This is a genomic window from Cohnella ginsengisoli (assembly GCF_029525555.1).
Taxonomy (GTDB): domain Bacteria; phylum Bacillota; class Bacilli; order Paenibacillales; family Paenibacillaceae; genus Cohnella; species Cohnella ginsengisoli.
On sequence record NZ_JAPDHZ010000002.1, the window covers coordinates 1506418 to 1518416 of the forward strand.

Annotated in this window: 10 protein-coding genes and 1 pseudogene; 3 read left to right on the plus strand and 8 right to left on the minus strand. The window is 60.8% G+C overall.

Going from position 1 to position 11999, the window contains the following annotated elements:
- The first annotated feature begins 126 nt into the window (after nucleotides 1-126).
- Both OMP38_RS07280 and cls read left to right on the plus strand, forming a co-directional pair.
- Nucleotides 127-1683, plus strand: a complete 1557-nt coding sequence (locus OMP38_RS07280) for an ABC-F family ATP-binding cassette domain-containing protein (protein ID WP_277564483.1) — start codon at nucleotides 127-129, stop codon at nucleotides 1681-1683.
- A gap of 82 nt (nucleotides 1684-1765) precedes the next feature.
- Nucleotides 1766-3218 (plus strand): annotated as a pseudogene (cls, locus tag OMP38_RS07285) (cardiolipin synthase).
- 221 nt (nucleotides 3219-3439) lie between these two features.
- Here the strand turns inward: cls and OMP38_RS07290 are convergent.
- From OMP38_RS07290 to OMP38_RS07320, 7 genes are all read right to left on the minus strand, one after another.
- Nucleotides 3440-3637 (minus strand): hypothetical protein, encoded by a 198-nt coding sequence (locus tag OMP38_RS07290; RefSeq protein WP_277564484.1) that lies wholly within the window; start codon nucleotides 3635-3637, stop codon nucleotides 3440-3442.
- On the minus strand, nucleotides 3634-4446 hold the full coding sequence (locus OMP38_RS07295) for an acyltransferase domain-containing protein (RefSeq protein ID WP_277564485.1): 813 nt from the start codon (nucleotides 4444-4446) through the stop codon (nucleotides 3634-3636). The genes OMP38_RS07290 and OMP38_RS07295 overlap by 4 nt, the downstream gene beginning before the upstream one ends.
- A gap of 63 nt (nucleotides 4447-4509) precedes the next feature.
- Entirely contained in the window at nucleotides 4510-6285 is a 1776-nt protein-coding gene (locus tag OMP38_RS07300; protein ID WP_277564486.1) for a UbiD family decarboxylase, read from the minus strand.
- An 18-nt stretch (nucleotides 6286-6303) separates the two neighbouring features.
- A complete protein-coding gene (locus OMP38_RS07305) occupies nucleotides 6304-7338 on the minus strand; it encodes a COX15/CtaA family protein (protein WP_277564487.1) in 1035 nt (344 codons plus the stop codon).
- A gap of 501 nt (nucleotides 7339-7839) precedes the next feature.
- On the minus strand, nucleotides 7840-8190 hold the full coding sequence (locus OMP38_RS07310) for a thioredoxin family protein (protein WP_277564488.1): 351 nt from the start codon (nucleotides 8188-8190) through the stop codon (nucleotides 7840-7842).
- Nucleotides 8191-8318: 128 nt separating this feature from the next.
- Nucleotides 8319-9419 (minus strand): stalk domain-containing protein, encoded by a 1101-nt coding sequence (locus OMP38_RS07315; protein ID WP_277564489.1) that lies wholly within the window; start codon nucleotides 9417-9419, stop codon nucleotides 8319-8321.
- Between the two features lie 4 nt (nucleotides 9420-9423).
- Nucleotides 9424-9876, minus strand: a complete 453-nt coding sequence (locus OMP38_RS07320) for a hypothetical protein (protein WP_277564490.1) — start codon at nucleotides 9874-9876, stop codon at nucleotides 9424-9426.
- A gap of 195 nt (nucleotides 9877-10071) precedes the next feature.
- Here OMP38_RS07320 and OMP38_RS07325 point away from each other — a divergent pair, with 195 nt between their 5' ends.
- Nucleotides 10072-11346: a DUF2515 family protein gene (locus OMP38_RS07325; RefSeq protein ID WP_277564491.1), complete on the plus strand. Its 1275-nt coding sequence runs from the start codon at nucleotides 10072-10074 to the stop codon at nucleotides 11344-11346.
- A 214-nt stretch (nucleotides 11347-11560) separates the two neighbouring features.
- Here the strand turns inward: OMP38_RS07325 and OMP38_RS07330 are convergent, their stop codons facing one another.
- On the minus strand, nucleotides 11561-11968 hold the full coding sequence (locus OMP38_RS07330; protein ID WP_277564492.1) for a VOC family protein: 408 nt from the start codon (nucleotides 11966-11968) through the stop codon (nucleotides 11561-11563).
- Nucleotides 11969-11999 lie beyond the last annotated feature (31 nt).

Below are 11999 nucleotides of genomic sequence, written 5' to 3' on the forward strand. Positions count from 1 at the left end.
TGGCGTCCGCCGTAAGCTGCCTCTTTTTCCATCAATAAATCTTCCCTATGTCCCCAGCGCCGTCTATAATGGTACTTGGTGCTCAGAAAGCGCCATACTACCACGATATTAAAAAGGGGAATTCCCATGAGCATATTGAACGTGCAAAACTTGAGCCACGGCTTCGGCGACCGCGCCATCTTCAACGACGTATCCTTCCGCCTGCTGAAGGGCGAGCATGTCGGCCTCGTCGGCGCCAACGGCGAAGGCAAGTCGACCTTCATGAACATCGTGATGGGCAAGCTCGAGCCCGACGCCGGCAAGGTCGAATGGGCGCGCAAGGTGCGCGTCGGCTACCTCGACCAGCATTCCGTGCTACAAAAGGGCATGACGATCCGCGACGTCCTGAAGACGGCGTTCCAATATCTGAACGATCTCGAAGCCGAAATGAACGGCATGTACGAGCGGATGGGCGACGTAGAGCCCGACGAGCTCGAGCGCCTGCTGGAAGAGGTCGGCGAGATTCAGGATATCCTGAACACCAACGACTTCTACCTGATCGACGCCAAGGTGGAGGAGATCGCCCGCGGCCTCGGACTGACCGACATCGGTCTCGAACGGGACGTCAACGATCTGAGCGGCGGCCAGCGGACCAAGGTGCTGCTTGCCAAGCTGCTGCTGGAAAAGCCGGATATCCTCCTGCTGGACGAGCCCACCAACTATCTGGACGAGCAGCATATCGAGTGGCTGAAGCGCTATTTACAGGAATACGAGAATGCTTTCATTCTCATCTCGCACGATATTCCGTTCCTGAACAGCGTCATCAACCTCATTTACCATATGGAAAATCAGCAGCTCTCCCGCTACGTCGGCGACTACGACAACTTCCTGACCCTGCACGAGGCGAAGAAGTCGCAGCTCGAATCGGCCTACAAGCGGCAGCAGCAGGAAATCGCGGACCTCAAGGACTTCGTCGCCCGCAACAAGGCGCGCGTGTCCACGCGCAACATGGCGATGTCCCGGCAGAAGAAGCTGGACGCCATGGACGTCATCGAGCTGGCCAAGGAGAAGCCGAAGCCGGAGTTCAACTTCAAGGAAGCGCGGACCTCGAGCCGCCTCATCTTCGAAGCCAAGGGCCTCGTGATCGGCTACGACGAGCCGCTTAGCCGTCCGGTGGATTTGCTCATGGAGCGGGGCCAGAAGGTCGCCCTCGTCGGCGCCAACGGCATCGGCAAGACGACGCTGCTGCGCAGCCTGCTCGGCGAGATTCCGTCCTTGGCCGGCTCCGTGGAGCGCGGGGACAACCAATTCGTCGGCTACTTCGAGCAGGAGGTCAAAGGCGGCGCGGACGACACCTGCATCGAGTCGGTATGGCGCGAGTTTCCGTCGATGACGCAGTTTGAGGTGCGGGCGGCGCTCGCCAAGTGCGGCCTGACGACCAAACATATCGAGAGCCGCATCTCCGTGCTGAGCGGCGGCGAGAAGGCCAAGGTGCGGCTGTGCAAGCTGATCAACCGCGAATCGAACCTGCTCGTGCTCGACGAACCGACGAACCACCTGGACGTCGACGCCAAGGAAGAACTGAAGCGCGCGCTCAAGGCGTACAAAGGCAGCATCCTGCTCATCAGTCACGAGCCCGAATTTTACCGCGAGGTCGCGACGGACGTCTGGAACGGCGAAGCTTGGACGACCAAAGTCATCTAACGAACGCGGAGGACGGAAAGGAGCGGCTTCGCATGTCGCGTAAGACCCTAGCTGCGGTAAAGAAAGACGAGGGGGAAAACCGGTGAGCGTCACTTCTATCATACTCGGACTGTTCCTCGTGCTGAACATGATCTTTGCCGTCTTCGTCGTCTTTCAGGGGCGCCGCGATATCGGTTCGACATGGGCATGGCTGCTCGTCCTTTACTTTATCCCGATACTCGGCTTCATTATGTACCTTTTCCTGGCGCAGGACTATCGACGAGTGAAGCTGTTCAAATGGGGCGACCTGGACAAGATCGGCATTCGCAACCTATCGCAGGCTCAGCTCGACACGCTCGGCTCCCCCCGATTCGACGCGTTCGCTGGGCAAGATCGCCACGCGGCACGCAGACCTGATCCATCTGCATCTCAAAGGAAGCCGAGCCCTATGGAGCCGGGATAACGAGGTAGAGACGATCACGGACGGGCGGGCCAAGTTCGACCGGCTGCTTGCGGATATCGCCGCTGCGACTGAGACGGTCCATTTTCAAACGTATATTTTCCGCTGCGACAGCCTCGGACGCGAAGTGCTGAACGCGTTAACCGCCAAAGCGAAGCAGGGCGTCAAGGTTCGCCTGCTGTACGACGAGCTCGGCTCGCGGCGATTGAGCAAGCGCATGCTGCGGCCGCTCATCGAAGCCGGCGGCGAAGCGGCGGCCTTCTTCCCTTCGCGCTTTCGCATCTTCAACTTGCGAATGAACTACCGCAACCACCGCAAGCTGGTCATCGTGGACGGCAGGATCGGCTATGTGGGCGGCTTCAACGTCGGCAACGAGTACCTCGGGCTAGACCCGAAGTTCGGCTACTGGCGCGACACGCATCTTCGCATTCGCGGCTCGGCCGTGCACAGCTTGCAGACGCGTTTCATCCTGGATTGGAACCAGGCGACGCGCAAGCACGACATCACTTACGAGCACGAGCTGTTCCCGGAGGACGCCCCTGCGGGCGAGGTCGGGATGCAGGTCGTGGCCAGCGGACCCAATTCGAGGCTTGAACATATCAAGCAGGGCTACATCAAGATGATCGCTTCCGCGAAGCACTCGATCTATCTGCAGAGCCCTTACTTCATCCCGGACGCGAGCATGCTCGACGCGCTGCGGATCGCCGTCCTGTCCGGCGTCCACGTCCATGTCATGATCCCGGACAAGCCCGACCATATGTTCATCTACTGGGCGACGCTGTACAACATCGGAGAGCTGCTCGAGACCGGCGCGAACGTTTATTTGTACAAAAACGGCTTCATCCATGCTAAAACGCTCGTCGTGGACCAAGAGATCGCCTCCGTCGGCACCGCGAATACGGACGTACGCAGCTTCAAGCTGAACTTCGAGGTCAACGCATTTATCTACGACGCGAACGTCTCCTTGCGCCTCGTCGAGGCGTTCAAGCAAGACATCGCCGTATCGGAGCTGCTGACGATCGAGAAGTACCGCAGCCGGCCGCTGCGGATCAAATTCAAGGAATCGATCTCGCGGCTGCTGTCGCCGATCTTATAAGGCATCGCCAGGGCTTGCGTGGGGCCTTCACTTGGACGCATGCTCCCGGCCCTGGCGCGCACGCAACAAGGACCGCACATTTACTGTGCGGTCCTTGTTGTCGTCGGGTGCAATCGCGTCTTCGTATCGTGCAAAAGTGCATGATGGTCGTTCGGTATGTAGGCAAGCTATTAGTTATCATGCAAAAAAGCTGCAGGATAAATTGCCGAAAATGGTTCAATTCATGGTTTTGCCGCTTTGTATTCTGCATTTTGCAGGATACGGAAAAGTGGCAGGATCAGGGTGGTGCCGGGCTTGCCGGGCTTGCCGGGCTTGCCGGGCTTGCCGGGCTTGCCGGGCTTGCCGGGCTTGCCCGGCCTGCGAACTTGCCGGGGATGGCCTTTAGCCGTCTTTTTCCCGGGAAAGTCGCTCGTCGTCAACCTTCCGCAAAGATCCCTGCCCCTGCGCCCAGCTTGCCCCCTGCAGCCAAGTAAGCCTTGGCCCGCCGCTGCAGGCCCGTATGCTCGTCGTACGCGGCAGGATCGTCCTGCGGCGCGCCGAAGATCCGTTCCTCCGCTTGCCTGGAAGCGTCGTCCACCTCATAGATCTCGAAAAGCCGCTGGAACCGCATAATGTTCGAGCCCGGATCCAGTACCTGGCCGAGGCCGGGGTACAGCAGCCAGGAATGGCAGACGAATACCGATGGTACGCCCCGGAAAAAGGCGCGCGCCCGCGCGAAGGACGCTAAAGCCGCCTGCTGATCCAACGATTCGCCTGCGGGAATATGGACGTTCAGCACGAGATCTCCTTTCGCAAACTTCCGGTCTCCCGCGATCAAATCGCGATCGAGCGCGATCGGCTGGAACTGCAGCCTGCCGAGCCGAAACAAAGCAAGGCGCACATGCTCCTGCAGCCAGCCCGATTCCTCGATGCCGCATTCCCCGGAGATCGTCTTGCAAACGTCGGTCCAGATCCGGATATCCGAGAACGTCTCGATATACACCTCGTCCGGGATTTCTCGCAACCGGTACTCCGCATAAGCGTCCACGGCCATTTTTACGAAGAAGTACAAGAAGAATGGCTTGTAATCCGCCCGCTGCCTGACGGAAGCCAGCATGGCTGCGCGATCGCGCAGAAAAAAAGCTTTGTGCGCGGGATAGTCGCCGCTCTCTAGCCGATCATACTCCCGCACGAGCGCCGATGCGTCCTCATGCAGACCGATCGCCGCGGCAAGACTTGCGATATCCATCTTTCGTCTCCGCCTCCGTTCGTCAAAACGGGACGCAAAAATGCGTCCTGCCTAGTGCGCGTATTATGACTTGCGAATCCCGTACTCCCGCCACCTGTCGTCCACGAGCTTCACGATGTCATCGCGCGGGAACAGCTCATCCGGATAGCCCGGCTTCATGCGCGCGTCGATGACGATCGGCAGCCCATAGCCAATATGGTGGCGGCTCGCGATCGTCTTAGCGTACATGTCATGCGCTGGGTTGAACCGGGTGAACACGGTCCAGAGAAACTGCCGCTCGGACTCCGCGATCCCTGCGTCGTCCGCCAGCACGACGAGCGGCCACTGCCAATCGTCGCGCGCGGACAGCGTCTCCGCGAGTCGCTCCGCCAGCTCGGGCTCGCGCTCGAACGCGTCGCCGCGAACGACGAGACAGCCCGGGCCGAAGACGCGGATGTCCGCGATGCCCGGCAGATCCCCGCCCGCATACGTATGCGGCAGTTCGCGGATCGGATCGCCTACGCCCAGCATGACGGCCTTCGAGCCGTGATTGAGCCTGCGGCCGGTGTAGTCCAGCGTGTCGTGCGACGTATGGTCGAACACGAACAGGTCCTTGAGCGGGTCGAACCGCTCGAGCACCGTCGTCAGCAGCTCGGAAAAGCGCTCCAGCTCGACCGGACGGTCCGTCAGCATGAGGAACTTGGTCAGCGACAGCTGACCCTGTCCGAGGATGCTGAACGCCGTGCCGAGCGCCTCGCGCGAATAGCTCTCGCGGACGACCGCGGACGCGAGCGCGTGGAAGCCCGTCTCGGCGTACGTCCACAAGCTGCGGATGCCGGGCATGACCATCGGAAACGCCGGCGACAGCAGTCGCTGCAAAAACTCGCCCAGGTAGTAGTCCTCCTGGCGAGGCTTGCCGACGATCGTCGCCGGGTAGATCGCGTCCTTGCGGTGCCAGACATGGTCGACGTTGAATACCGGAAAGTCATGCGTCAGCGAGTAATAGCCGAAGTGATCGCCGAACGGCCCCTCGGGGCGGCGCAGATGCGGCGGCACGCTGCCCTTGATCGCAAACTCGGCTTCCGCCGGGATGCGATGGCCGCCGAGCGGATCCTCCGCCATCGGGAGCTTGCCTCCCAGAATGAGCGAAGTAAGCAGCAGCTCCGGCAGTCCTTCGGGCGCCGGCGCGATCGCCGAGGCGATAAGCGCGGGCGGACCGCCGAGGAAAACGGATACCGGCAGCGTGCGGTTCATCTGCTCCGCCTCGTGGTAGTGGAAGCCGCCGCCTTTGTGAATCTGCCAGTGCATGCCGGTCGTCGAATCGTCGTACACTTGCATCCGGTACATGCCGAGATTATGCTTCTTGCCGTGCGCCGGGGACTCCGTGTAGACGAGCGGCAGCGTGATGAACGGGCCGCCGTCCTCCTGCCAGCAGGTAAGCGCCGGCAGTCCGGCCAGCGGCCGCTCGCGCTTCGCGACGCCGAGCACCGGCGCCGCATCCTGCGATACCTTCTTCATGCCGACCTTCATCAGGTCTAGCAGCATATCCTTCTCCCGCCAAAGCGCGGGCAGCGTCGGCGGCATCAGCGTGTCCATCGCGCCGATCAGCCGGTTCACGAGCTGCTCGGGCCGCGGACCGAACGCCTGATCCACGCGGCGGCTCGTCCCGAACAAGTTGGTGACGACCGGGAAGGCGGCGCCTTTGACATTCGTGAACAGCAAAGCCGGGCCCTCTGAATCGATGACCCGGCGATGTATTTCGGCGATCTCCAGCACGGGGTCGACCGGCGTCTCGATGACCGCCAGGTCGCCCTCTTTCCTCAGCATTTCCAAAAACGGACGAAGCGAAGAAAAACTCATATGATTCCTCCAATGACGTCAGCGACGGGATAGCTGCCAGGCGCGAATGGCCCATAGACACAACGCGCTGAACAAGACGGATATGATGATCGTATGCAATAAACTGGTAAATACGTATACGTCGTGATGTTCGAGCGTGGCGGTGAGCAGCCAGCCGCTCAGGCTCTGCAGGATGACGAGCGCGAGCGATACGTAGCCGATCCGCGTCAGTTCCTCGTGGCCGCCGGTGCGCCGCCGGACGAGCAGTACGATCGCGGCGATGAAGAGGAACAGCACGATCGCGCCAACCCGGTGCAGGAAAACGATCCCTGTGGCACCGCTCAACTCCGGCACGACCTCGCCGTTGCAGAGCGGCCAGCCGATGCATCCGCCCGCCGAATCGGTATGGCGTACGTACGCGCCTAAGTAAACGACCGCATAACAATATATAATGACCGATAGAATCCAGCCGAACAGGCCTGCCGGCACGGAAGCGCCAGCTGCGCGTACGTTGCCCGCTTGGCTTGGACGAATCTTCGCGGCGGTGCCGCTCTGCCGTCCTCCGTCAAGCGACGCAGGCGCCGGCAACGCTCTCTTCGGAATCGGCCACGCCCCGGCATCGCCGGTCCGGAGCGCGCGGTCCCAGCGTCTGGCCCAAGCGTACAACAGCCACGTACTGGTAAACGCGACCATCGAGATGCCGAAGTGAATGGCGAGCACGGCGTCCGACGTCGGCATGATGACGGCCAGCATCCCGAGCACGGCCTGGAAGATGGTAAAGAGCAGCGCGGCGCCTGCGTACAGACGCGCCTCGCCGTTCGCCGGCTTCAGGCGCATCGTGAGCAGGAAAACGGCGAAGACCAGGAGGCCTTCGAGACCGCTGACCGCGCGGTGCGTGTATTCGACGATCGATTCGACCGTGTAGGCGGGAATGAACTTCCCTTTACAAAGCGGCCAGTCCGTTCCGCAGCCGCGGCCCGATTCGGTATTGGTGACGACGACGCCGGCGATGAGCACGAGCAGCATGCCGATGCAGCTCCACAAGGCCAGCAGCCTGTAAGCTCTAGCGGTCATATTCCATCCCTAATTTCTATAATGAAGTAGTCGGCTTCAGCCCGTTTTCATTATACCCGAGCGATTGCGGTCAATGCTATGTTCAAACTGTGAACGGTCCCGAACTTTGTGAAGAGTGTCACAAAGGCGTCGAATTTGGATGGAGCGATCATATAAAGAAGGGACGAGGCAGGTCGATCCTGCATCGTCCCTTCTTTATTTTCTTGCTGCGGGGTCCGAACCGACGGTTCGCGTGCCTTGGTTAGCCGGTTTTTCCGGCTATCTCGCTCGCTCCACGGTTCGCTGGGCCCAGTTAGCCGGCTTTTCCGGCTATCTCGCTTGCTCCCACGGTTCGCGGAGCCCAGTTAGCCGGTTTTTCCGGCTATCCTACTCGCTCCACGGTTCGCTGAGTCCAGTTAGCCGGCTTTTCCGGCTATCTCGCTTGCTCCCACGGTTCGCGGAGCCCAGTTAGCCGGTTTTTCCGGCTATCTCGCTTGATCTACTCTCCCAAATGGGCAGCGGTCAAGCCTTCGGCGCGATCCCGGCGGATACCGCCACCGCGCGGTCCAAGAACTGCTCGATCTCTTCGCGCGATTTGCGAAGCTTGCTGACGAAGCGGATCAACTCGCGTCCCTCGCGGAAAGCGATGAAGCTCGGAATGCCGAGAATGTTCAGCTCGCTGCACAGTTCGGGCAGATCGTCGCGGTCAACCTCGATCAGCCGGAGCCGATCGGCATAGGCTTCTTCTACAGCGGGCATGAATGGATCGATGAAGTGGCAATCCGGACACCAGGTCGTCTTGAATACCGCCACCGTCAAACCATCCGCGCCTACGCGCGCCCTGAAGTCGGACTCGTTCGTGATTTTCTCCATGCCGCATAACCTCCCTGCACGAGCGCCGGGATCGGCGTCCGTGTCGTTAACGGTCATTATACGCCCGTTCCCGTCGCCATACAACCGCCGTTCGCCAAAGGATTCATGTCTTTAAAACTTGTTCTACGTCACAGATCACGCTTCACTTCGAGCAGCTGTTCGCCGTCATAGCCATCGGTAAGTTTATAGGTCGCATGCAGCATGCCGAGCAGGTCGTCCGCGCTCATGTACGAGACGCCTCCGAGCCGGGCGACCGGCGACTGAAGCTTCACGGTCTCGCCGTTAACGAGCGCCTGATCCGAACCGAGCGTGAGCACGAACTCCTGGGTCGTCGGTTCGTCGTAGAAGCGAATTTGCTTGCGCGCCGCGTCGAACGCGATCGGATTGCCGAACTCGCGCATCGTCTCCTTGACCGGCAAGTACAGGTTGCCGTCGTCGTCGCTCGCGAACGGCACGCCCCACTCCGAGCTCAGCGTGAACGATTGGTCGTCGATTTGCAGATCGTTTTTGAGCAAGCCGTACACGGCCGAATTCGCGCTCAGCTGACCGAGAAGCTTGCGCGGCTTCATGGCGGCCAGCTCTTCGACGTCCATGGCGTTCGCAGGCACTTCTACGTCGCCGAGTCCTTGGTCCTCGTTGATGTTCCAGGCCTCTTGGGAGGTGCGGATAACCAAGCCCTTGAGCGGGATGTCTTCCTCTCCGAACAAGCTCGCGTCAAGCGCGATCTCGATGTCGGACTTGCGGACGTGCAGGGATTTGTCGGCGTAAAAATCGCCCTTGAACGTCAGCGCTTCGTTAGACGCCTGCTGCCAATCTTCCTCGGCGCTCGCCTCTTCATATTCGTCGCGAAGCTCCTTCACGCCGTCCATCACGCTCTGCGCAGCGTCCGTTAGTTCCTCTGGCGTCCAATTCGTATCTTCTGGCGCGATGCCGAGCGCGTCCTTCATATCCTGCGGCAGATCCGACGCCCATGCGGCGAGCTTTTCGATCAAGCTCTTCACGCCTTGGCCGTCCGAAAGCACCGAATCGAGGAATACCGGAATCAGTTCGCCCAGCTCCTTGCCGTTCAACTCGGCATGCACCTTCATCACGTCGGTCGGCGTGCCGTTGATCGGCACCTGAACCGCCTCGGCCTGGATCTTCGGCGGGTTCGGCAGATGCCCGACCACGAAGGACGCGACTTGCTTCAGCGCGTCCCGTACCGCCTGCTCGGCGACTTGGGAAGTCATATCGCTAATTCCCGGGAACAGATCCTCCCCCTGGAATCGCGCCAGCCTGAAGCTCTTCTGCATCCAATATGAGCGGGCGCTTCGCGCCCTCGACCGTCAATACCGCGGTCGTCGGGTCGATCTGCAGCGCAAACGGAATCTTCCGATCGTTCAAGGAAAGACTGCCGTTCGCACTCATATTGCCTTTTTCATCCGTTCGCACTTGATCGAGCTGCAGCTTGATTCGGCTGAAAAGCTTAATCAAACGCTGCGTCTCCTCGTCCTCCGCCGCGATCGCTTCCTCGTCCCAATTCAGCTCGATCTCGACGGAGCCGCTGCCTGCCGACGAACGGACATCCAGCTGCTTGGTCAGCATCTCGTTCAAATTCACGCCGCCCACGGCCTGACAGCCGACGAGCGCGATGATCAGGAGGGCGACCAATGCCATTCCCAATCCGCGCGCTTTCGTTTTAACCACGAACCCATCCCCTCCCGATTAAAACCATCCAATGATATCCAATAATTGATACCCGGTTATGGATAGTTCGACGCGACATTTGGAAATCCTTCCAAATAGAACGATTCATCGCGAGAGGGGGAGATAACGATCGAAGACACGACTGGCGCTTACCGGAAAAGCAGCGAGCGTCCGGAGCAACCGGCTTGGGCCGGCGTGACCGGCGGGCTGGTTAAGGGGGCTGCGATTAAAGGGGCGGCGCTGCTGGAATCCGTCAGACTCGCTCGTCCGCGTTCATCGCTTCGTTTGCCCAAAGGAATCGCCGCCTGGGCCGAATCGGAGCTAAGCGAACAAATCAATCGGGGTTGGCGCGGCGCCTCTTCCCACCTGGATGCGTCCAACGCTTCGCTCGTTGCCTGCATCCGAGGAGAGACGGAGGCTTACAATCGCAACAACGTGACGCGCACGGCTGCCTATATGGAAATGTACAAGGCTTTTCCGGAGCTGCATTGGGCACTGCTCGCGCATCTGGTGTCGCGCAACGGCGGATGGAACATGACCGACCTGCAGGGCGCCTGGCTGCCGAAGCTGCTCACGCACCGGGACAGAGCGACCTTGTTCGGCATGCTCGAATCCTGCAATGCGCTCATTTTCCGCGATGCCTACCCGCAGCTGCGTCTCTACGCGGAGAGCCGCGGAGCGGGGCGCAGCCGGTTTGCGCTGCTGCCCGCCTTCGGCGTGTCCGCGTTCATGCGGCCGTTCTGGGAGCGCTTCTGGATCGAACGGGAGCCGGCCGCGCTGACGGTCGCCCTCATCGTGAACGAGCAGCACGTGATCGAGCGGCGCGTCGTCCAGGATCCTGCGTATAAGGATACCGTGCTCGGCTCCGCGGCGTTCAAAGGCATGCGCCCCTTGCAGCTGCAGCAAGTGGTCGTGCCGCTGGGCGGCGTAGGGACCGCGCGTCTGCGCCTCGGGGAATCGGGCGCTGCCCGCGCAGTCGCGCCGGACGGCGGGGAATCAACCGCGGACAGCGTGCTGGCCGGTCGCGTATTGGAGTCGTTCACGAACGTCGATGAACGCATCGCGTTCGGCAAAAGCCTGTACGCCATGCTATTCGCCTACCCGAAGGTGCTGGGCGGGGCGCTGGCTTTTGCGGAGACGGTCGGACATACGGGTTCGCGGGCCGACTATTGGCCCGAACGGTTCACGGCGGGAGCAGGGCAAGGGGATCGTGCAAAGGAAACAAACGGGGACAACGAACGGGCTTGGTACAGCCCCAGGCTCGCAGACGCCTGGCCCGATCGGCCGCTCGGAAGCGTGAGCGACGGAGATTGGCTGGTCGATCTGAATGTCCTCGAACATTTCAGATCGCTGCGGGCGCCGATCGTCTTCGTCATGACGCATGAGCATGCGTTCGGCCAACGCAAGCTCCAGGCCGCGGCGCTGGCGCTGGAAGGTATTAAGCGGCAGGCGTCGCGGCCTGAAGCGTGAACCGGCGCGTGATCGGGAACAGGGAATCGCGACAGGCGGACGCTTGGTTGGCTTCGAACGATACGACGTCCTCACTCGGACGCAAAGCGGCTCGCCGAGCCCCGTTGTGCGATCCTATCGCATAACTCGATCCGAAAACGGCGCTTTGAGCCCCGTTGTACGATCCTGTCGCATAACTCGAACCGAAATCGGCTCGCTGGGTTCATTTTTCCGTTCATTCCTTGCAGATCATCAGCTTGTTGCCGTCGGGGTCCTTGAACACGAACCAGTGGCCATCTTCGATATCCGTGAGCCGCTCCGCGCCCAGCGCGTCGACGTAAGCCAGCGAAGCCTCGAGATCCGGCGTCGGCAGCATGAGCACGGGCGTCTCGATCGCCGCCGCGCCGCCCGGCTCGGCTCCGCCCCACTTCGGCATCGTATCGAGGACGACGTCGGCGCCGTCCAACGGCAGTACGCAGATATGGCCGAATAAAATGTCGCGTTCGGTTTCCTCGAATCCGAGCAGCCTGCAGTACCAAGTCCGCGACCGTTCGATATCCTTTACCGGAATGAACACGCTCGCCACCCTGCGTCCGATCGGACTGGCAGCGGCTTGGCGCTCTTGCGCAGCCTTTTCAGTCATCGCTTTTCGCCCCTCGTATTTTTTGATTTTG

Coding starts and splice junctions, on each gene's coding strand:
- OMP38_RS07280 (WP_277564483.1), top strand. CDS start 127: ATGAGCATATTGAACGTGCAAAACTTGAGCCACGGCTTCGGCGACCGC.
- OMP38_RS07295 (WP_277564485.1), bottom strand. CDS start 4,446: ATGGATATCGCAAGTCTTGCCGCGGCGATCGGTCTGCATGAGGACGCA.
- OMP38_RS07300 (WP_277564486.1), bottom strand. CDS start 6,285: ATGAGTTTTTCTTCGCTTCGTCCGTTTTTGGAAATGCTGAGGAAAGAG.
- OMP38_RS07305 (WP_277564487.1), bottom strand. CDS start 7,338: ATGACCGCTAGAGCTTACAGGCTGCTGGCCTTGTGGAGCTGCATCGGC.
- OMP38_RS07310 (WP_277564488.1), bottom strand. CDS start 8,190: ATGGAGAAAATCACGAACGAGTCCGACTTCAGGGCGCGCGTAGGCGCG.
- OMP38_RS07315 (WP_277564489.1), bottom strand. CDS start 9,419: ATGACTTCCCAAGTCGCCGAGCAGGCGGTACGGGACGCGCTGAAGCAA.
- OMP38_RS07330 (WP_277564492.1), bottom strand. CDS start 11,968: ATGACTGAAAAGGCTGCGCAAGAGCGCCAAGCCGCTGCCAGTCCGATC.